At 66.3% G+C, this 20,705-nt stretch carries 17 protein-coding genes; 6 read left to right on the plus strand and 11 right to left on the minus strand.

Features of this window, described 5'->3' with window-relative positions; translation table 11 throughout:
• Nucleotides 1-132: 132 nt before the first annotated feature.
• A complete protein-coding gene (locus Q0Q48_RS24400) occupies nucleotides 133-1,401 on the minus strand; it encodes an amidase (RefSeq protein ID WP_295143957.1) in 1,269 nt (422 codons plus the stop codon).
• Complete coding sequence (locus Q0Q48_RS24405; RefSeq protein WP_295143958.1) at nucleotides 1,398-2,705, minus strand: amidase; 1,308 nt, start codon at nucleotides 2,703-2,705, stop codon at nucleotides 1,398-1,400. The genes Q0Q48_RS24400 and Q0Q48_RS24405 overlap by 4 nt, the downstream gene beginning before the upstream one ends.
• Before the next feature lie 68 nt (nucleotides 2,706-2,773).
• On the opposite strand from Q0Q48_RS24405, the gene Q0Q48_RS24410 reads away from it, so the two are divergent.
• The gene (locus tag Q0Q48_RS24410; RefSeq protein WP_295143960.1) at nucleotides 2,774-4,378 is read left to right on the plus strand and encodes an ABC transporter substrate-binding protein; all 1,605 of its coding nucleotides are present in this window, start codon (nucleotides 2,774-2,776) and stop codon (nucleotides 4,376-4,378) included.
• A gap of 9 nt (nucleotides 4,379-4,387) precedes the next feature.
• On the opposite strand, the gene Q0Q48_RS24415 is transcribed toward Q0Q48_RS24410, so the two are convergent.
• Nucleotides 4,388-5,281: a DMT family transporter gene (locus Q0Q48_RS24415; RefSeq protein ID WP_295143962.1), complete on the minus strand. Its 894-nt coding sequence runs from the start codon at nucleotides 5,279-5,281 to the stop codon at nucleotides 4,388-4,390.
• Nucleotides 5,278-7,587: a xanthine dehydrogenase family protein molybdopterin-binding subunit gene (locus Q0Q48_RS24420; protein ID WP_295143964.1), complete on the minus strand. Its 2,310-nt coding sequence runs from the start codon at nucleotides 7,585-7,587 to the stop codon at nucleotides 5,278-5,280. Before Q0Q48_RS24420 ends, Q0Q48_RS24415 begins: the two co-directional genes overlap by 4 nt.
• Nucleotides 7,588-7,696: 109 nt before the next feature.
• On the opposite strand from Q0Q48_RS24420, the gene Q0Q48_RS24425 reads away from it, so the two are divergent.
• Nucleotides 7,697-8,425, plus strand: a complete 729-nt coding sequence (locus tag Q0Q48_RS24425; protein ID WP_295143966.1) for a glutathione S-transferase N-terminal domain-containing protein — start codon at nucleotides 7,697-7,699, stop codon at nucleotides 8,423-8,425.
• Here the strand turns inward: Q0Q48_RS24425 and Q0Q48_RS24430 are convergent.
• Complete coding sequence (locus Q0Q48_RS24430) at nucleotides 8,422-9,882, minus strand: MFS transporter (RefSeq protein ID WP_295144091.1); 1,461 nt, start codon at nucleotides 9,880-9,882, stop codon at nucleotides 8,422-8,424. The two genes, Q0Q48_RS24425 and Q0Q48_RS24430, sit on opposite strands and share 4 nt — an antisense overlap.
• Before the next feature lie 82 nt (nucleotides 9,883-9,964).
• Here Q0Q48_RS24430 and Q0Q48_RS24435 point away from each other — a divergent pair, with 82 nt between their 5' ends.
• Nucleotides 9,965-11,233 carry an MFS transporter gene (locus Q0Q48_RS24435; RefSeq protein WP_295143968.1) on the plus strand — a complete coding sequence of 423 codons (1,269 nt, stop codon included), beginning with the start codon at nucleotides 9,965-9,967 and terminating at the stop codon, nucleotides 11,231-11,233.
• 16 nt (nucleotides 11,234-11,249) lie between these two features.
• Here the strand turns inward: Q0Q48_RS24435 and bla are convergent, their stop codons facing one another.
• Complete coding sequence (bla, locus tag Q0Q48_RS24440; RefSeq protein ID WP_295143970.1) at nucleotides 11,250-12,107, minus strand: class A beta-lactamase; 858 nt, start codon at nucleotides 12,105-12,107, stop codon at nucleotides 11,250-11,252.
• Between the two features lie 165 nt (nucleotides 12,108-12,272).
• Here bla and Q0Q48_RS24445 point away from each other — a divergent pair, with 165 nt between their 5' ends.
• Both Q0Q48_RS24445 and Q0Q48_RS24450 read left to right on the plus strand, forming a co-directional pair.
• Entirely contained in the window at nucleotides 12,273-12,746 is a 474-nt protein-coding gene (locus Q0Q48_RS24445; protein ID WP_295143972.1) for a hypothetical protein, read from the plus strand.
• Between the two features lie 22 nt (nucleotides 12,747-12,768).
• Complete coding sequence (locus tag Q0Q48_RS24450) at nucleotides 12,769-13,743, plus strand: SDR family NAD(P)-dependent oxidoreductase (protein WP_295143974.1); 975 nt, start codon at nucleotides 12,769-12,771, stop codon at nucleotides 13,741-13,743.
• A gap of 14 nt (nucleotides 13,744-13,757) precedes the next feature.
• On the opposite strand, the gene Q0Q48_RS24455 is transcribed toward Q0Q48_RS24450, so the two are convergent.
• From Q0Q48_RS24455 to Q0Q48_RS24465, 3 genes are all read right to left on the minus strand, one after another.
• Complete coding sequence (locus Q0Q48_RS24455) at nucleotides 13,758-14,882, minus strand: hypothetical protein (RefSeq protein WP_295143976.1); 1,125 nt, start codon at nucleotides 14,880-14,882, stop codon at nucleotides 13,758-13,760.
• Between the two features lie 487 nt (nucleotides 14,883-15,369).
• Nucleotides 15,370-15,570, minus strand: a complete 201-nt coding sequence (locus Q0Q48_RS24460; RefSeq protein ID WP_230549827.1) for a cold-shock protein — start codon at nucleotides 15,568-15,570, stop codon at nucleotides 15,370-15,372.
• A 182-nt stretch (nucleotides 15,571-15,752) separates the two neighbouring features.
• On the minus strand, nucleotides 15,753-16,001 hold the full coding sequence (locus Q0Q48_RS24465) for a hypothetical protein (protein ID WP_295143980.1): 249 nt from the start codon (nucleotides 15,999-16,001) through the stop codon (nucleotides 15,753-15,755).
• 156 nt (nucleotides 16,002-16,157) lie between these two features.
• Between Q0Q48_RS24465 and Q0Q48_RS24470 the strand changes: the two genes are divergently transcribed.
• Complete coding sequence (locus Q0Q48_RS24470) at nucleotides 16,158-17,633, plus strand: aldehyde dehydrogenase (RefSeq protein WP_295143982.1); 1,476 nt, start codon at nucleotides 16,158-16,160, stop codon at nucleotides 17,631-17,633.
• A 12-nt stretch (nucleotides 17,634-17,645) separates the two neighbouring features.
• On the opposite strand, the gene Q0Q48_RS24475 is transcribed toward Q0Q48_RS24470, so the two are convergent.
• Complete coding sequence (locus tag Q0Q48_RS24475) at nucleotides 17,646-17,864, minus strand: formate dehydrogenase subunit delta (protein WP_295143984.1); 219 nt, start codon at nucleotides 17,862-17,864, stop codon at nucleotides 17,646-17,648.
• Between the two features lie 5 nt (nucleotides 17,865-17,869).
• Nucleotides 17,870-20,704 carry a formate dehydrogenase subunit alpha gene (gene fdhF / locus Q0Q48_RS24480; protein WP_295143986.1) on the minus strand — a complete coding sequence of 945 codons (2,835 nt, stop codon included), beginning with the start codon at nucleotides 20,702-20,704 and terminating at the stop codon, nucleotides 17,870-17,872.
• Nucleotide 20,705: the final 1 nt, after the last annotated feature.

Here is a 20,705-nt window from a genome sequence, read left to right on the forward strand (position 1 = left end):
TCTCCTTCCTCATCCTGAGGAGCATCGCGCAGCGATGCGTCTCGAAGGATGGACAACAGACAAGGTGCGGGATCCCATCCTTCGAGACGCGGCCCCGGGGGCCGCTCCTCAGGATGAGGGCTGGTGTGTTCATCAATTCAAATGCGCCGCCACCCAGGCGGACAGGGAAAGCAACCGGTCGTCGGCGTGGCGCAGGCCGACCAGCTGGACGCCGAGCGGCAGGCCGCGCGGACCGGTGCCGGCCGGAAGGGTCACACAGGGCGTGCCCGCGAGCGTCCAGATCGAATTGAAGACCGGATCGCCGGTGAAGGCGATCCCCTGCGGCGCCTCGCCGGGTGCGCTGGGCGTCAGGAGCAGGTCGACCTTGTCGAACAGCGAATCGACATGAGCCTTGAAGGCCGTGGCCTTGCGTTGCGCAGCAACGTAGCGCTTGAAGGAGACCGCGAGACCGCGCTTCATCGGCCCGTTGATCAGCTCGTCGCTCACCTTGTCGGGATTGCGCAGACGCTCGTCGGCGTAGTTGCGCACGCTCTCGAAGCCGGTGATCGCGGCATGATCGTCGATGATGTCGGCAAAGGGGGCGGCAAACGCCACATCGACGACGGAGGCTCCCTTGTCCGAGAGCCTCGTCGCGGCTTCCTCAATCAGGGCCTTGGTCTCGGGCTCGGCCTTGTCCCAGACCGGCGACCGGCAGAGACCGATGCGCGGCCGGCTGATGTCGCGGTCGATCTCGACGGGCGGAAGCTTCAGCACGGCCGCGCGAAACAGGGCAATGTCATCGAGCGTGCGCGCCATCAGGCCCAGCGTATCGACGGAGTGGCACTGCATCTTGATGCCGACGCGGTTGAAGTCGCCGAAAGTCGGCTTGTAGCCGACCACACCGCAATAGGCAGCCGGGCGAATGACGGAGCCGCCGGTCTGCGTACCGAAGGCCAGCGGCACATGCCCGTCGGCGACAGCCGCGGCGGAGCCCGAGGACGAACCGCCCGGCGTGTGCGCCGGATTGTGGGGGTTGGTGGTCGCGCCGGCATGCCGGTTGGCGAACTCCGTCGTCACGGTCTTGCCCATGATGACCGCGTTGGCGGTCCGGCAGAGCGCCACGCAGGCGGCATCGCCGAACGGCACGGTCCCCGCGAAGATCGGCGAGTTGTGGCCAGTCGGCATGTCGTAGGTGTCGATGATGTCCTTCACGCCGACCGGGATGCCGCGCAGCAGCCCGCCGCTCGCGGCATCGGCGGCCTTGGCCTGGGCGATCGCCTGGTCGGGATCGAGATGCACCCAGGCCTTCACGACATCGTCGCGCCCGGCGATCCGGTCAAGGCAGCCGCGCACTAGTTTCTCGGAGGTGAGCGTCCCGGCCTCGATGGCGGCAACGGCTTCGACGGCGGTGATCGGCGTCATGACAGCACGCTCCGCGCCCAGGCGGCGATATCGAGCAGACCCGCATCCTCGTGCTGGCGGCCGACCAGCTGGATGCCGACCGGTAGGCCCGTCGGTCCCTTGGTCAGGGGCAAGGTCACGCAAGGCATCCAGAGATAGGTCCAGAGGAGGTTGAAGGTGGCGTCGCCGGTGTGGCCGAGACCGAGCGGCGCCTCGCCCTTGGCGGGCGCGGTCAGGATGACGTCGATGTCGGAGAACAACGCATCGACTGCAGCGCGACCGGCCTCGCCGAGCTTCCGCGCGGCCACCCAGGTCGCATAGTCGATCTTCGCTCCGGCCTCGAGCTTGTCCTTCTTCAGGCTCTCGCTCAGCAGGCCAGGGAAACGCCGCGCCTCGTCGGCATGGGCGCGCGGCCCGTCGAAGGCCGACAGCGTCCTCTGGCCCTGGGTCATGTCGCGCACCGGCGTGGGCAACTCGATCTCCGTGACCTGCGCACCCGCCCTGGCGAAGGCCGCCGCGGCATCGTTCACGGCTTTCGTGCCCTCAGATGAGAGTTCTTCGCGATGATGCGTGAAAGCGACGGCAATCCTTGGCGGCCGGTCGAGCCTGTTGATGGGTGTGAAGGGCATAGCCATCAGCGCCGCCCGGAACAGGGCAATATCCTCGACGCTGCGCGCATAGGCGCCGATCGTGTCGAGCCACTCGGTGTTGGCCTTCATGCCGGCCGGCGCGAAATGGCCGTAGCTCGGCTTGTAGCCAACGATGCCGCAGAAGGCGGCAGGGCGGATCACCGAACCGCCGGTCTGCGTGCCGGTCCCGAGCACGCTCTGGAAGTCCGCGACGGCCGCGGCCGAACCCGAAGACGAGCCCCCCGGCGTATGTGCCGGATTATGCGGGTTCCTGGTCGGCCCGGGATGGCGGTTGGCGAACTCCGTCGTCACGGTCTTGCCGAGCAGGATGGCGCCGGCATCGCGCGCCAGCGCGACCGTCGCGGCGTCGGCGAGCGGCCGGTGCGTGCGGTAGATCGGCGAGCCGTAGGTCGTCGGCTGGTCGAAGGAATCGATGATGTCCTTCACGCCCATCGGAATGCCGTGCAGCGGGCCCTTGCGTGGTCCGCGATCGAGCACCTTGGCGGTTTGCAGGGCAGCCTCGCGCGCGAGATGCGACCAGGCGAGCACCTCGGCGTCGCGCTGGTCGATACGGTCGAGATGATCGCGCACGACCGCCTCGGCGGTTGCCGTTCCCCCGTCCAGTCGTTGCGCGAGTTCGGTGGCGGTAAGCGTATTCAGCGCGGCCATGATCACCAGCAAAACAGCAAGAAGCATGCCGCGTCCAGCACGGCGCGGGGTGGCTCGCTTCGTGCTTCGTGCAGCGGAACCACGGAGGTTTTCCAATGCTTACCCGTCGCGCCGCCCTTCTTTCCGGCACCGCGCTTTCCCTCATCGGCATGAACTCGGCAAGAGCGCAGCAATCCGCGCCGCTGCGGATCGCCATGACGCTGGCCGACATCCCCGCGACCGACGGCGCGCCCGACCAGGGCACCGAAGGCATCCGCTTCATGGGCTACACGATGTACGATCCGCTGGTCGCCTGGGACCTGTCGTCCGCGACCGCGCCCGCGAAGCTCGTGCCCGGCCTCGCGACCAAGTGGTATCAGGACCCGGCTGATCCGACGAAGTGGATCTTCGAGCTGCGCCAAGGCGTGAAGTTCCATGACGGATCGGACTTCAACGCCGATGCGGTGATCTTCACCCTCGACCGCACCCTGAACGACAAGTCGCCCGCCTTCGACCGCGCCGGCCGCAGCATCCTCATCGCCGCCGTCTGGCCGGTAATCGGTTACCGAAAGATCGACGACTACAAGGTGGAGATTCAGACCAAGGGCATTGATACGATCTTCCCCTCGCTGCTCAACCGCTTCCCGATCGCGAGCCCTGCCAACTTCGAGAAGGTGGGCCGCGACTGGCAAGCCTATCGCAAGTCGCCGTCCGGCACCGGCCCGTGGAAGATGAAGGCCTGGACGCCGCGCGAGCGCGCCGAGCTGGAGCGCAACAACGACTACTGGAACAAGGAGCGGCTGCCCAAGACCGAGCGCATGGTGCTGCTGCCGATCCCCGACGTCTCGACCCGCACGGCCGCGCTCCTGTCGGGCCGCGTCGACTGGATCGAGGCGCCGGCGCCCGACTCGCTCGACAAGCTCCGCGCCGGCGGCTGCAAGATCGAGACGAACGCCATTCCGCACATGTGGCCCTATACGCTCAGCATGCTGCCGGGCGCGCCGACCGCCGACATCCGGGTACGCAAGGCGCTGAACCTCGCGGTCGACCGCGACGCGATGGTGAAGCTGCTGAACGGCCTCGCCGCCCCCGCGGTCGGCTGCGTGCCCGCCGACCATCCCTGGTTCGGCAATCCGAGCTTCAAGATCAGGTACGATCCGGCGGAAGCAAAGAAGCTGCTGGCCGAGGCGGGCTACGGTCCGCAGAAGAAGCTCAAGATGAAGGTCGCCATCTCGACCTCGGGCTCGGGCCAGATGTATCCGCTGATCATGAACGAGTTCATCCAGCAGCAGTTCGCCGAAGTCGGCGTCGAGTTGGAGTTCCAGGTCATGGACTGGAACGCGCTGCTGAATTTCATGCGCCAGGGCGCCAAGGCACCGGAAGCGGCCTCGTTCAGCGCCATCAACGTCAGCTGGAACACGATGGACCCGCACAACGCCTTCATGCGCTTCGTCGACAGCCAGCAGGTCCCGCCCAAGGGCTCGAACTGGGGCTACATCAACGATCCGGAGTTCGACAAGCTGGCCGCCGAGGCGCGCAGCACGTCCGACCCGGCGGAACTCGACAAGGTGCTGGCGAAGATCAACACGCGCATGGTCGACGAGGCGGTGTTCGTCTGGTTCGTCCACGATGTCTGGCCGAACGCGATCTCGTCCAAGGTGAAGGGCTACGTCCACCCCAAGAGCTGGTACGTCGACTTCTCCCCGGTAACGGTCAGCTGAAGTGGGCGGCTAACCCGGCTTGCGCTGCGACCAGCCGATATACAGTCCGGCGCCGACGATGATGGCGGCGCCGATCCAGCCCATGAAATCCGGAAAGTCGCCGAAGAAGAGGTAGCCAACGACCACCGAGCCGATGAGCTGCATGTACTGGAACGGCGCCACGATGTTGGCCGGCGCATAGGCCAGCGCCCGGGCCACGAAATAGTGGCCCATGGCACCGAGCACACCGAGGCTGCAGAAGAAGCTGATGTCACGGGCGCCGTGCGGTGTTTTCCACACGAAAGGCAGGACCAGCAGCATGCCGAAGCTGCCCACGATCGAGCTGTAGATGGCCGATGTCTCCGGCGTGTCGATGGCTGAGATGAGGCGCGTCAGCACCTGATAGACCGCGTAGCAACACGCGCTCAGCAGCGAGAGCAATGCCGCCCATTGAAAGACCGCGCTGCCTGGCTGGATCAGGATCAGCATGCCCACGAAGCCGACCAGCAGTGCACCGATATGAGCGCGCGCCGCGCGTTCGCCCAGGACGAGCCAGGCAAGCGGCAATACGAGCAGCGGCGCCATCATGGTGATGGCCGCCGCCTTGCCCAGCGGGATGTAGACGATGGCGAGGAAGCTCGCGACGTTCGATGTGAACAGCATCAGCGAGCGCATGAGCTGCGTTCCCGGCCGGCGCGTGCGCAGCATGCCGAGCCCGAAGCGCGGAACGAAGAAGATCAGCATGAAGACGATGTGGCCGAACGCACGCGCCCACGAGATCTGCAGCGTGTTGTAGTCGGCCCCCAGGAACTTGGCGAACCCGCTCATGACCGGAAAGAGCAGGCCCGCGCCGCACATGAAGAGGATACCGGCCAGGATACGTTGACCGGCCCGTGCGGCTGGAGGCGCGGATTGCGCCGTCAAGGTCCGGGCTTCGCGCGCTGCAGTGCCTCCCAGACGCGCGCCGGCGTGGCCGGCATCTCGAGGCGCTCGACGCCGGCCGGGTGCAGCGCATCGAGGACGGCGGCCATCACCGTCTGCGGCGCGCCGATGCACCCCGCCTGGCCCGAGCCCTTCACGCCCAGCGGATTGGCAGCGGTCGGCCGCTCGACCAGCTGGATGTCGAAGAACGGCAGGTCGCCCGCGCGCGGCAAGGTGTAGTCCATCAGCGAACCGCTGAGGAGCTGACCGGACTGCGGATCGTAGACCGTGTGCTCCAGCAGGGCCTGGCCAATGCCCTGGGCGAGACCGCCCTGCACCTGGCCCTCGGTCAGCATCGGATTGATCAGGCGGCCGTAGTCGTCGATGGCGGTGTACTTCAGCAGGTCGATGGCGCCTGTCTCGGGATCGATCTCGACCTCGGCAACATGGCAACCGCTTGGGAAGGTGAAGACGTCGCTGATGTTCAACACGTGCTCGCCCAGTCCCGGTGACATGCCGTCGGGCAGGTTCGCCGGCTCCCGTGCGCTGGCCGCCAGCGACGCGAGACCGATGGCGCGGTCACTGCCGTGCACCGTGAAGCGTCCCCGGTCGTAGTCGAGTTCATGTTCGCTGGCCTGCAAGAGATGTGCCGCGAGCTTGCGCGCTTTCGCGAGGGCGGCATCCATCGCCTTGACCAGCGCCGCACCTCCCATGTGCATCGAGCGCGCACCGCCGTGGCCCGCGCCGCTCCTCACGGCGCGCGTATCGGCCTGGACATAGCGGAACGCCTCGATCGGCAGGCCGAGATGCCGCGACGCGATCTGGGCGAAGGAGGTCTCGTGCCCCTGCCCGTTCGATTCGGTGCCGACGGCGATCATGACGCTCCCGTCGGGCTCGAACCTTACCTCGGCGCCCTCATTGGGTGCGCCGCGCGACGTTTCGAGGAAACAGGCCACGCCGCGACCGCGCAGGCGGCCACGCGCGCGGGCTTCGGCGCGCCGTACCTCGAAGCCCGGTGCGCGCGCCACGGCGGCATCGAGGTTGGCCACGAAGTCACCCGAGTCGATCGCCATGCCCATCGCGGTCTTGTGCGGGAACGAGGCGATCAGGTTCTGCCGCCGCAGGTCCGCCGGATCGCGGCCGAGTGCATGCGCCGCCGCCTCGATGGCCCGCTCGACGATATAGTTGGCCTCGGGCTTGCCGGCGCCACGATAGGCATCGACGGGCGTCGTGTTGGTGAGTGCGCCACGCACGTCGACGGCAATGGCGGGAATGTCGTAGACGCCGCCCTGCGCCGTCGAGGCGGCGACCACCGAGGCGCCGGGCCCGTTGCCCGACAGATAGGCGCCGAGATTGGCGACCATCGCCACGTCGAGCGCGAGGATGCGCCCCGTCCCGTCGAGCGCGAGCCGCGCCGTCGCCGCGATGTCGCGGCCTTGCGCACCCATCACGAAATCCTCGGCGCGATCGGCCAGCCAGCGCACCGGGCGCTTCAGCCGGCGCGCCGCCCACAGCAGCAGGATCCATTCGGGATAGAGGAAGTTCTTCATCCCGAATCCGCCGCCGACATCGGGTGCGCTGAGCTGGATGCGTTCGGGTGCCACCTTGAAGATGAACTCCGCAAGCTGACGGCGGATGCCGTGCAGGCCCTGCCCCGTCAGTTCGAGATCCATCGTGTCGGTCGCCGCATCGTAGCGCGCGATCCCCGCGCGCGGCTCCAGCGGCACGACGATGACGCGATTGTTCATCACGTCGACCTCGACGACATGCGCGGCGCGCTTCATCGCCTCGGCCACGGCAGCGTGATCACCGCGCTGGACGTGATAGACGAGATTGCCCGGCACCTCGTCCCACAGGGACGGGGCGCCCTCCGCCAGTGCTGCACGGCCGTCGACGACCGAGGGCAACGGCTCGTAGGCGACTTCGATTCGCTCCGCCGCCTCGCGCGCGATCTCCGCACTGTCGGCCACGACGAAGCAGACCGGGTCGCCGACATGACGGACACGGCCGGCGGCCATCGCCGGGCGCGGCGGCACGATCATCGGTTTCACCGCGGCCAGGCATGGCATGACTCCCAGACCGTCCGTCGCAAGGTCATCCGCCGTCGCAACCAGATGCACGCCCTGCATCGATGCCGCGGACGACGTGTCGAGCGAACGGATCACGGCATGGGCATGCGGCGAGCGAAGGACATGGCCGTGGAGTGCGCCAGGTTCCTCGATATCCTCGACGTACCGGCCGCGTCCCGTGAGAAAACGCGCATCCTCGAGGCGGCGTATCGATCTTGCGTCCTGGCTTCCATCCGCCACCTGGCTTCTCCCGACCCGTTCGTTTGCAACGAGCATACACCATTGACGGGCCTCGACGACGGATGGAGGCTCGCCCGCCCGCTCACGTCCAGCCTATTGGAGGAAGCAAATGATTGATCTGCATTACTGGCCCACGCCCAACGGCAAGAAGGTCACCATCCTGCTCGAGGAGTGCGGCCTGCCCTATAAAGTCGTGCCGGTTAACATCGGACAGGGCGAGCAGTTCTCCGATGCCTTCCTGGAGATGAACCCCAATCATCGCATGCCGGTCATGGTCGACAATGCGCCGGCCGACGGCGGCAAGCCGCTGGTCGTCTTCGAGTCCGGCGCCATCATGATGTACATCGCCGAGAAGGCCGGGAAGTTCTATCCGCAGGACCTTTGCACCAAGCACGAGGTGAACGAGTGGCTGATCTGGCAGATGGCCAACCAGGGACCGAAGAGCGGCGAGTGCGGCCATTTCCGCCGGCTCGACCAGGCCAGGGAAGGCGACCAGAGCTATGCGATCCGGCGCTTCACCGACGAGGTGAACCGGCTGTACGGCGTGCTGAACAACCGCCTCTACAAGCACAGGTACCTGGCAGGCGACCAGTACACGATCGCCGACATGATCTGCTATCCGTGGACCGTTAACTGGAAGTTCCAAGGCCAGGACATCGAGGAGTTCCCTTACTTCAAGCGCTGGTTCGAGGAGGTGGGCGCGCGCCCCGCCGTCCAGAAGGGCATGGCGGTCGGCGCCGACTTTGCGGTCGATCGCGAGAAGCTGCCGCCCGAGGAGCAGGAGCGCATCCGCAAGATGCTTTACAACCAGCGCGCCCGGCCGGTGCGCGTGGCTTAACCAGGACGTTGCCCGCTGGAGAGAGGGGGCGCTACCTCCTCCAGCGACTTGCACTCGGCCGCCACGCCGAGCTTCAAGGTCACGAGCGCCGCCGCAATCATCAGCACGGCGCCCAGCATGTAACCCCACAGGATTTCGCCCGAGCTGCCGCCGGCGATCAGCACGCCGAACAGCCACGGCCCGCCGACGCCGCCGAACAGGGTGCCGAAGGCGTAGAACAGCGCGATGGTCAGCGCGCGGATCTCGAGCGGGAAGCATTCACCGACCGTGAGATAGGCCGCACTTGCCGCCGCCGAGGCGAAGAAGAAGACTACGCTCCACATGGCCGTCTGAATCGTCGCATCGAGATGGCCGGCATGGAACATCCAGCCCGTCGCCGCCAGCAGCACGCCTGAGATCGCGTAGGTGGCGGTGATCATCTGCCGCCGCCCCAGGCTGTCGAACAAAGGACCGAGCAGCAGAGGACCGAGGAAATTGCCGACCGCGAAGGGCAGGATGTACAGCCCGACCTTGTCGGCCGCGATGCCGTAGAATTTGGTGAGGATCAGCGCGTATGTGAAGAAGATCGCGTTGTAGACAAAGGCCTGCGAGGCCATCAGCACGACACCGAGGATCGTGCGGCCGCGATAATGCATGAGCAAGGTGCGCGCGACCGAGACCAAAGTGGTCTTGTGCGGGTCGCCCAGGACCAGCGTCTTCGTCACCGGCTTCAGTTTCTGGCCCGTGTCCGCCGCGACCCGGGCCTCGATCTCCTCGACCACGCCTTCGGCCTCGCGCGGCTTGCCGTGGATCATCAGCCAGCGCGGACTCTCGGGCAGGATGCGCCGCAGGAACAGGATCACGAGTCCGAGCATCGCGCCGCTGCCGAAAGCCAGCCGCCAGCCCATGTCAGGATCGAGCACGTCGGGATCGAGCAGCCAGACCGAGAGTAGCGCGCCGCCGGCGGCACCGATCCAGAAGCTGCCGTTGATCGCGAGATCGATGCGGCCGCGCAGGCGCGCCGGGATCAGCTCCTGGATTGCCGAGTTGATGGCGGAGTACTCACCGCCGATGCCCGCGCCCGTCAGGAAGCGGAACAGCAGGAAGCTGTAGAAGTCCCAGGAGAAGGCCGTCGCCGCCGTCGCGACCAGGTAGATGCCCAGGGTGACGTTGAAGAGCTTCTTGCGGCCCAGCCGATCGGTGAGATGCCCGAAGAATAGCGAGCCAAGCACGGCACCGGCGAGATAGGCGCTCCCGGTCAGCCCGACCTGCTCGGCCGTGAGTTGCAACCGCGGACTGGTCTGCAGCGCCGCCGCCACCGAGCCCGCCAAGGTGACCTCGAGTCCATCGAGGATCCAGGTGATGCCAAGGGCGACGACCACGAGCCGATGAAAGCGGCTCCACGGGAGACGGTCGAGACGGGCGGGGACGTCGGTCTGCACAGAAGGTGCAACGCAGCGGCCTGCCGAAGGTTCTATCGGCGCGGTGCCCCTACCGCCGCAAGGCTGGGTTGCCGGGGCGATGCTGGCGAGGCGAAAGACTGCCGCTTAAAGTGACAGCATGTCCGACAATACGATGGCAGCCGGTTCCCCGCCCGTTTCTGCCCAGAAGGCCCCGGCTCTGTCCGGCACCGCCTCCGCCAACACGACGACCTTCGCCGTCATCCTCTCGCTCAGCTTTTGCCACCTGCTCAACGACATGATGCAGTCGCTGGTGCCGGCGCTGTATCCGATCCTCAAGGATTCATACGCGCTGTCTTTCGGTCAGATCGGTTTCATCACGCTCGCCTTCCAGTGCACGGCGTCGATGCTGCAGCCGGTGGTCGGCATGTACACCGACAAGAAGCCCCAGCCTTATTCCCTGATGGTCGGCATGGGCTTCACCCTGGTCGGCCTCCTGCTGATGTCGCAGGCGAACTCCTATCCGCTGATCCTCTTCGCCGCGGCGCTGATCGGCATGGGCTCCTCGGTCTTCCATCCCGAGGCCTCGCGGGTCGCGCGCATGGCGGCCGGTGGACGCTACGGGCTCGCGCAGTCGCTGTTCCAGGTCGGCGGCAACATGGGCTCCGCCGCCGGTCCGCTGCTCGCCGCCTTCATCGTCGTGCCGGCCGGCCAGCGCAGCATCGTATGGTTCTCGGCGGCCGCGCTCGTCGCGATGATCGTGCTGTTCCAGGTGGGGCACTGGTACAAGGCCAATCGGGCCAGCCAGAAGCCCGCGACGCGCAAGACCGCCGCGGCAGGCGGTCATGTGACCCTGTCGAAAGCCCGTGTCGGCATGGCCGTCGCGATCCTGGTGGCATTGCTCTTCTCCAAGAACGTCTACAGCGCCAGCCTCGGCTCCTACTTCACCTTCTACCTGATCCAGAAGTTCGGCGTTGAAGTGCAGACCGCACAGCTCTTCCTGTTCGCCTTCCTGGTCGGCATCGTCGTCGGCACGATCCTGGGCGGCCTCGTGGGCGACAGGGTCGGTCGCATCCCGGTCATGTGGTTCTCGATCCTGGGCGCCCTGCCGTTCGCGCTGATGCTGCCCTACGCCAACCTGTTCTGGACCGGCATCCTCGCGGTCACCGTGGCGATCATCATGGCCTCGGCTTTCTCGGCGATCCTGGTCTATGCGCAGGAACTCCTGCCCGGCCGGGTCGGGCTGGTCGCCGGCATGTTCTTCGGCGTCTCGTTCGGCCTGGGCGGCCTGGGCGCCGCCGCGCTGGGCGAGATCGCCGACCATGCCGGCATCGAAGCGGTCTACAAGGTGACGCCGTTCCTGCTGCTGCTCGGCTTGCTCACGGCCTTCCTGCCCAAGCATCCCAGCGCGCCGAAGCTGCCGGCCTGATCAAGCCCAGACCGGATCATGCCAGCCCGGCCGCGGCGATGCGGCCGGCTTCGGCGATCACCGCACTGCGCGCTTCGTCGGAGATCGTGGAGCCCGTGTAGTAGGCCGCGATGAAGACCGGCGCGCGGCCCGGCGGCCAGGCGACCGCGATATCGTTGGCACTGCCGTTGCCGCCCGTGCCGGTCTTGTCGCCGACGCGCCACGCCGCCGGCAAGCCGGCCCTGAGCCGCTTGTCGCCGGTCTTGTTGGCGACCAACCAGCCGATCAGCCGTTCGCGCGAGCCGGCCGACAGCACATTCCCTGCGACGACCTTCTGCATCGTGCCCAGCATGGCCAGCGGCGAGGTCGTGTCGCGTGGATCGCCCGGCGCGCCCTCGTTCAGTTCGGTCTCGATCCGGTCGAGTCGGGTCACCGGATCGCCCAGCCCCCGGACAAAGGCGGTCAGGCCCGCAGGACCACCGAAGCTCGCGAGCATCAGGTTTCCCGCCGTATTGTCACTGAGGGTCACAGCCGCCGCGCAGATCGCATCGACCGTCATGCCGCCTGGCCCGGCATGCTCCTTGGTGGCCGGCGAATAAGGGACGAGATCGCTCTCGGCAAAGACGATGCGGCGATCGAGCCTGTCCTCGCCGCGATCGACGCGGGCCAGCATCAGGGCCGCCGCCAGGAACTTGAAGGTGCTGCACATCGGGAAGCGCTCGTCGCCCCGGTGGGCGACCCGGCGTCCGCTCGCCGTATCGAGCAGCGCCAGAGCGAGGCGGCCACCGTTGCGCCGCTCCAGCTCGCGCAACGCAGATATCGAATCATCGGCAAAGGCCGGCACGGACAGCAGCGGCACGGCCAGAAGCGTACGGCGGGCGATCGAAGCGGGCACCGGGTTCTCCCTGTTAAGAGCCGCCGCAGGGGTAGCCGTCGAATATGGCAGCAGCCCGGCCTGTCGCCCGCGGACCGTTGCGCTAAAGTGCTGACCGGATTCGTCGCGGATCGCCTATCTGCACACCGCCACCGCAAAGCCCGGGAGAAGTGTATGGTCCTTGGAATGTCCATCGCGACCTTCACGGTCGTCCACGTCGTCATCAGCCTGATCGCCATCGCGTCCGGCGCGGTCGCCTGTGCCCGCATGCTGGAGGGGCGCCGGCTGGATGGCTGGAACAGCGTGTTCCTGCTGGGCACGATCCTGACGACGCTGACCGGCTTCCTCTTCCCGATCACCGTGTTCACGCCGGCACTTGGCGTCGGGATCGTTTCGTCGGTTGCGCTGGCGATTGCACTGCTGGCGCTCTATGTCGGCCGCCTCGCCGGCGTATGGCGGTGGATCTATGTCGCGAGCGCACTGTTCGCTTTCTATCTCAATGTCTTCGTCCTGGTCGTGCAGTCCTTCCAGAAGATCGGCTTCCTGAACAGGTTCGCGCCAACCGGCTCCGAGCCGCCCTTCGCGGTTGTGCAGGGTATCGTGCTATTGGGCTTTATCCTGCTGGGCTTCCTTGTCCTGAAGCGCTTCCGCCCGGCCTGAAAAAGAAGACGGAGGAAACGACATGAAGGACTTCGCGGGACGGATTGCCGTCATCACAGGCGGCGGCACCGGCATGGGGCGCGAACTGGCGCGGCAGCTCGCCGCCGAAGGCTGCAACATTGCGCTGGGTGACGTGTCGGCGGGCGCCATGGCCGAGACCAGGCAGCTCTGCGAGGCTGCCGGCCTCAGCCAGGGCCAACGCATCACCGCGCATGTCGCCGACGTGGCTGACGAGCCGCAGGTCCTGCGCTTCCGCGACGAGGTGGCCGAGCAGCACGAGACCGATCGCATCCATCTTCTGTTCAACAATGCCGGCATCGGTGGCGGCGGCAGCTTCCTGGTCAACGAGCGCGCCGAATGGGAGCGCACGTTCAACATCTGCTGGGGCGGCGTGTACCTCTGCACGCGCGCCTTCATGCCCCTGCTGCTGCGGGCCGACGCCGGCCATATCGTCAACACATCGAGCGTGAACGGCTTCTGGGCCTATATCGCCCCCAACATCCCGCAGACCGCCTACGCCGCCGCCAAGTTCGCCGTGAAGGGCTTCACCGAGGCGCTGATCACCGACCTGCGCCTCAACGCCCCGCATATCAAATGCTCGGTGGTGATGCCCGGCCATATCGGCACGTCGATCATTGCCAATTCGCGCAAGCTGCAGAGCGGCAACCAGAGCGACGAGATCACGGCGCACGAGGTCGGGCTGGCGCGGGCCCGGATCGCCTCGATGGGTATCGATGCCAGCAAGCTCTCCGACGACGATGTCCGCAGGATGATCGCCGAGCGGGCGCGGCGCTTCCTCGAGGAGGCGCCGACGACGGCGGCCGAAGCGGCGACGATCATCCTCGACGGGGTGCGCAACGAGCGCTGGCGCATCCTGGTCGGCTACGATGCCGAGCGCATCGACAGCCTCGTGCGCGAAAGCCCGGAACGGGCGTACGAGACGGAGTTCTTCGAAGCCTTCGCGAAGGAGACCGGCTGGGTAGTCGGCGGCCGCTGATTCCCCCGGCAGCGCTACTCGCTGACGCCGGGGCGCCCAGGCGCCACGCCGGAGCGGAGCGACGCTCTCTGCCGCTCACCGGATTTATCCGGAAAGACAACATCGCGCAGGTCCAACGACGGGCGCTGGTTCGCCACGGCGAGCCGATCGAACAGGAACATGCGCCGTGCATTGGCGGGAGGTTTGCGGACCGCTTCCGCAAGGCCGCGCTCGCCCTGGAGGACGACCTCGTACTTGTCCGGATCGGTCGCCGACAGGCTCACATAACAGGCTGCGCGGACGCGGCCCGCCTGGTTGAGGGAAACCTCGAAGGTCGGGCCGACCAGCTCGGGCAAGGCGACGCCCGCCGCACGAAGATCCTCGTAGAGCTTGTCGACCTCCTCCCCCGTCCGCATCACCGACCAGGTCGCGAACTGGTCGGCGAGCTTGCCTTTCGTCCTGGCGGCATTCATGCCGTCCTGCACGCGTTCGAGCATGTACCGGCGGACCAGAGGCGCGGTGATCGGGCCGACGATGAAGGACGAAAGGGGCGCCGGCGTCGCAAGCGAATTGTTGCAGACATTGACCGCCTGATGGGACATCGGCAGCGCTGGTCGGTCGAGGCCGAGCGGGCAGAGGTTGAGCGCCAGGAATTCGCCTATCGTCTCGACGTACTGGAATTCCTCGACCGGCCTGGCCATCAGGTTGGCGACGAAGGCTGGCGGAAGTCCCATGTCGGCGGCGTATCGGATCAGCATTGCCGCCCCGCCGCGCGCATCCGCGAACCCCCGGAGACGGCTCGCGACGGGATCGTCGGCGGTCATGTCACGCAGCTCGGCGCGATCGAGGAAGAAATTGTGGAAGGCGACCTTGCTGCCAATCTCGACGTTGCAGTCCGCCGGATAGGCCGCCGCGGTGCGGACCGTATTGCCACCGAGCAGCGCCAGGGCGCAGGCCGACAGGCAGACGTCCTGCCTGCGAACCACGGCGACGACCTTGAAGCTCCGCAGCAGCATTCCGAGCTGGACACCCTCGGACAGGTTACCGCCCAGGCTGCTCAGTTCGATGGTGGCGAGCGGCATTCCCGGTTTCGGCGGCGACGATGTCTGGAGCTTGACCAGCAGGTCGCGCAGCCTTTCGGCGTCTCCAGCCTCGATCATCCCTGTCAGCCGGAGGAGTGGCCTCTCCTGGGCGTCGTTACGCAGGAAGTAACCCTGAGGACTCGAGGGCGGCAGAGTAATTATGTTCGAAGCGCTCAGTTCCCCCGCAGTCAGGGTAGCCGCAATAGACGTGAACGCAAAAACCAGAAGGGCCGATAAGCACCGCATACTATGATCCCGCCTGCAGCAAGAGCGCCCCTGTGAGCGACGCTTCTGGCGTCTACACAGGAAGATAATACTTTTTGTGGCGGCAAATGGAGTCAAACGATTAATGCTGCCGGCGCCACTCCAGCATGTGTCTCACAACGAAAAAGCAGCCGGAGCGTTGCCGCCGTCGCAAAAAGGGCTCCGGACACCGTAGTGGACGGCGGCCCGAAGCCCTTCAAGCTAACACTGCGCCCGTCTCACAGACGAGCGCGCGATCGTTTCGTTCGTTTCCCGGAGAGCACCCGCTCGCCTCAGCAAAGCGATGGGATCCGGCGACGCCTCAGGCCTTGAGGTTGACGGCGGCTTCCTTGCCGCGCTCGACCTGAACCTCGTAGGTGACCTTCTGGCCTTCGTTCAGGCCGTTGAGCCCGGCCCTCTCGACCGCGCTGATGTGGACGAAGACATCCTTGCCGCCCGAATCGGGCTGGATGAATCCGTAGCCTTTGGTGGCGTTGAACCACTTGACGGTACCTGAAGCCATATCGTGAGTATCCCTAATTTCCGGCGCGCATGCTGCACCGTCGTTACGATATCAACATTTCACCCCGTCTGACCATCACCTGTCCATGCATGTGACAACCTACAATTGCCTTGAAAGCGCCGTTTTGTTTTCGGTCCGGCGGTCCCCGACGCGGCGCTCGCCCCACTTCGCGATCCCACACTTCAACGGGACGGGGGAGAAAAGCCCTTGCTGCGGATCTTCTTTTCCAGGATCGCAATGCCACCCGCCGTGTCCCCCTTGTTGCACTTGGCAGTCCCTTCGAGAATGACCAAATCCGGTCGTGTGCCGCCGTTGAAGCTGGAGTCGCCCGCATATCGGGTCGCATAGTCGCTCAGCTTCTGGCAGTAGGCGGCATCGTCACTTTGTGCGGCGGCACTGCAAGCAACGAGCGACGACAGGAGGGGCAGCAAGGGCCGACACTTCATCGATCTTCCTCTCTCAGGAAAGGTAAACTGCCAAAGGCGCAGCCGGACGTTACGGCATGCCTCGACCATACAACCAAGAATATCGGCATTCCGTCGGCTCCGCCACGCGAAAGCCCGTTCATCCAGCGGAGGAGAATCGTCTTGAAGACCTACCAGCATTTCATCGGCGGCCAGTACGTGGATCCCATCGGCGACAAATGGATCGACTCGATCGATCCCTATCGCGGCGAGGCCTGGGCGAGGATCCCGCAAGGATGCGCCCGCGACATCGACCGCGCCGTTGCAGCGGCCTCGCTGGCCCTGCGCGAAGGCCCCTGGGCAACCATGTCGCCATCCAGCCGCGGCAAGTTGATGGTGAAGCTCGCCGACCTGATCGCGGCCAACGCCCAGAGACTGGCGGAAGTCGAGGTGCGCGACAACGGCAAGCTGCTCTCCGAGATGCTGGGACAGGTCAACTATAACCCCGAGTGGTGGCGCTACTTCGGTGGCCTGGCCGACAAGATCCAGGGTGCAGTCGTGCCGATCGACAAGCCGAATCACTTCGCCTTCACCCGCCACGAGCCGGTCGGCGTCGTGGCGGCACTCACCGCCTGGAACTCACCGCTCCTGTTCATCGCGTGGAAGTGTGCGGCGGCGCTCGCTGCCGGCTGCACCGTCATCGTGAAGCCGTCGGAATTTGCCTCGGCCTCGACGCTCGAATTCGCAGGCCTGACCAAGGAGGCTGGCTTTCCGGACGGCGTGTTCAACGTCGTGACCGGCTACGGCCAGGAAGCAGGCTCCGCCCTCGTCGATCATCCCGGCGTGGCGAAGATCACCTTCACTGGCTCCGACAGTACGGGCGCGAAAATCTACGCGCAGGCCGCCAGAACGCTCAAGCGCGTCTCGCTCGAACTGGGAGGCAAGTCGCCGAACATCGTCTTCGAGGATTGCGACCTGGCCGCCGCCGCGTCGGGCGCGATCTCCGGTATCTTCGCGGCCACCGGCCAGACCTGCATCGCGGGGTCCCGTCTGCTAGTCCAGAACTCGATCCGCGAGGAGTTCAGTGCGCGCGTCGCCGAACTGGGACGCACCGCCCGCAAGGGCGATCCGATGTTGCCCGACACCAACATCGGCCCCGTCACGACCGCGCCGCAGTACGCCAAGATCCTCGACTACATGGAGATTGCCAAGGCCGAGGGCGCACGCTGCATCCTGGGCGGCGGCGCCGCGCCGTCGATGCCGGGCGGTCAGTTCGTCGAGCCGACCATCTTCGTCGACGTGCGTCCCGACATGCGAATCGCCCGCGAGGAAGTCTTCGGCCCGGTCCTGTCGATCATCGGCTTCGACACCGAGGAGGAGGCGATCCGGCTCGCCAACGACACGATCTACGGGCTGGCGGCCGGCGTCTGGACCAAGGACATGAACCGTGCACTGCGCATGACCGCCGCGCTCAAGGCCGGCACCGTCTGGGTCAACACCTACCGCGCCATCAGCTACATGATGCCCTTCGGCGGCATGAAGCACTCCGGCATCGGCCGCGAGAGCGGCCTGGAAGCGATCCACGAATATCTCGAGACGAAGAGCGTCTGGATCTCGACGGCCGAAGGCGCGCCGGCCAACCCCTTCGTGATGCGCTGAGCCGACCGAGGTCTACGCCAGGCCGTCCTTCAGGCGAAGGACAGCCTGGCGGACAGGCTCATCCAGCCCCCCCCCGCCTTTGTCCAGATGCGCGACGAGGGCAGCGCGCATGCGCGGATCCCAGAACTTCCGAAGGTGCGTGGCGATGGCAGCCGCCGGGTCGATGCCACGCTGCGGCACGAAGAACCTGCCGATCTGGTTTGCCATCACCACGAGCTTCTCCGACGACATCCCGCCTACTCCGCCGCGATGCGCCGGCTGTGCCGGGCCTGCTCGGCATATTCCTTCTGCCAGTCGCCCGGGCCGTTAGAGGGCGACACCTGCACCGCCGTGACCTTGTATTCGGGGCAGTTCGTCGCCCAATCCGAGAGCTCCGTCGTGACCACGTTGGCCTGCGTCTCGGGATGGTGGAAGGTCGTATAGACGACGCCGGGCGCCACGCGATCGGTGATCCTGGCGCGCAGGCTGGTACTGCCGACGCGGCTGTCGAGCTTGACCCAGTCGCCGTCGCACACGCCGCGTTGCTCGGCATCGTGCGGATGGATCTCCAGCAGGTCCTGGTCGTGCCACACGACATTGCCAGTCCGCCGCGTCTGGGCACCGACATTGTACTGGCTGAGGGTTCGGCCGGTGGTCAGCAGCAGCGGGAAGCGCGGCCCCGTGCGCTCGTCGGTCGGTACGTATTCGGTGATCAGGAAGTTGCCCTTGCCGCGGGCGAAGCCGCCGACATGCATGATCGGCGTGCCGAGCGGCGCCTTCTCGTTGCAGGGCCACTGGACCGAGCCGGCCCTGTCGAGAAGGTCGTAGGAGACACCCGCGAAGGTCGGTGTCGACGCCGCGATCTCGTCCATGATCTCCGACGGATGCCTGTAGGGCATCGCGAAGCCCATCGCCTCGGCAATGGCCAGGCTGATCTCCCAGTCGGCCATGCCGCTCCTGGGCGTCATCACCCGCCGCACGCGATTGATGCGGCGCTCGGCGTTCGTGAAAGTGCCGTCCTTCTCGAGGAAGGTCGAGCCCGGCAGGAAGACGTGGGCGTAGTTCGCCGTCTCGTTCAGGAACAGGTCCTGCACCACGACGCATTCCATCGACGACAGCGCCTGCACGACGTGGCTGGTGTTCGGATCGGACTGGAGGATGTCCTCGCCCTGGACGTAGAGGCCCTTGAAGGTGCCCTCGATCGCCGCATCGAACATGTTGGGGATACGCAGGCCGGGCTCAGCGTCGAGCGGACGGCCCCACATCTTCTCGAACATCTCGCGCGTCGCGTCATCGGAGATGTGCCGATAGCCCGTCAGCTCGTGCGGGAACGAGCCCATGTCGCAGGCGCCCTGGACGTTGTTCTGACCGCGCAGCGGGTTCACGCCGACGCCTGGCCGGCCGAGATTGCCCGTCACCATGGCGAGGTTGGCGATCGCCATCACCGTCGTGGTGCCCTGGCTGTGCTCGGTGACGCCGAGACCGTAGTAGATCGCGGCATTGCCGCCGGTGGCGTAGAGCCGCGCGGCGCCACGAATCGCTTCGGGATCGAGGCCCGCCACAAGACCGACCGCTTTCGGGCTGTTCCGGGACTCCGCCACGAAGGCCGCCCAATGCTCGAAGGCGTCACGGTCGCAGAATTCGCGGACGAACCGCTCGTTGGCCAGACCCTCGGTGACAATCGTGTGCGCAAGCGCGTTCATCACCGCGGCGTTGGTGCCCGGCCGCAGCGGCAGGTGATACTCGGCCTCGACATGCGGCGTGCGCACGAGGTCGATGCGGCGGGGATCGATCACGATCAGCTTGGCCCCCTGCCGCATTCGCTTCTTCAGACGCGAGGCGAAGACCGGATGCGCGTCGGTCGGGTTGGCGCCGATCACCAGGATAACGTCGCTCTGCTCGACCGAGTCGAAATCCTGCGTGCCCGCCGAGGTACCGAAGGCCTGCTTGAGACCGAAGCCGGTCGGCGAATGGCAGACGCGCGCGCAGGTGTCGACGTTGTTGTTGCCGAAGCCGCCGCGGATCAGCTTCTGCATCACGTAGGTCTCTTCGTTGGTGCAGCGCGACGAAGTGATGCCGCCGATGGCGAGGCGGCCATGCTTGTCCTGCAATCGTCGGAACTCCGACGCGACCCGGCCGATCGCCTCGTCCCAGTCCACCTCACGCCAGGGCTGGTCGATGCTCTCGCGCACCATCGGCTTCAGGATGCGTTCCCTGTGATGGGCATAGCCCCAGGCGAAGCGGCCCTTGACGCAGGAGTGGCCGCGATTGGCCTTGCCGTCCTTCCACGGCACCATGCGCACCAGCTCCTCGCCGCGCATCTCGGCCTTGAAGCTGCAGCCGACGCCACAATAGGCGCAGGTCGTCACCACCGAATGCTCGGGTTGCCCGATGTCGATCAGAGTTTTCTCCGACAGCGTCGCGGTCGGACAGGCCTGCACGCAGGCGCCGCACGAAACACATTCCGAACTCAGGAAATTGTCGAGCAACGTGCCCGCCGAGACCTTCGAGTCGAAGCCGCGGCCCTCGATGGTGAGCGCAAAAGTGCCCTGCACTTCCTCGCAGGCGCGTACGCAGCGCGAGCAGACGATGCACTTGGAGGGATCGAACGTGAAGTACGGGTTGCTCTCATCCTTCGCCTGCCTCGTGTGGCTCTCGCCCTCGTAGCCGTAACGCACCTCGCGCAGGCCGACCGCGCCCGCCATGTCCTGCAATTCGCAATCGCCGTTGGCGGCGCAGGTCAGACAGTCGAGCGGATGGTCGGAGATATAGAGCTCCATCACACCCTTGCGGATTTTCTTCAGCTTCTCGGTCTGCGTCGACACGACAATGCCCGGCGCCACCGGCGTCGTGCACGAAGCGGGCGTACCGGTCCGGCCGGAAATCTCGACCAGGCAGAGGCGGCACGAACCAAAGGCTTCGATCGAATCGGTGGCACAGAGCCTGGGTACCTGGATGCCGGCATCCATCGCCGCCCGCATGATCGAGGTGCCGGCCGGCACTGAGACGGTCTGGCCGTCGATGGTGAGCGCGACCTGCTCCGTCGCGTGGCTGGCCGGCGTGCCATAGTCGGTTTCGGGAACGAGCGACATG

The organism is uncultured Reyranella sp., assembly GCF_945957355.1.
In the GTDB taxonomy this organism is placed as follows: Bacteria; Pseudomonadota; Alphaproteobacteria; order Reyranellales; family Reyranellaceae; genus Reyranella.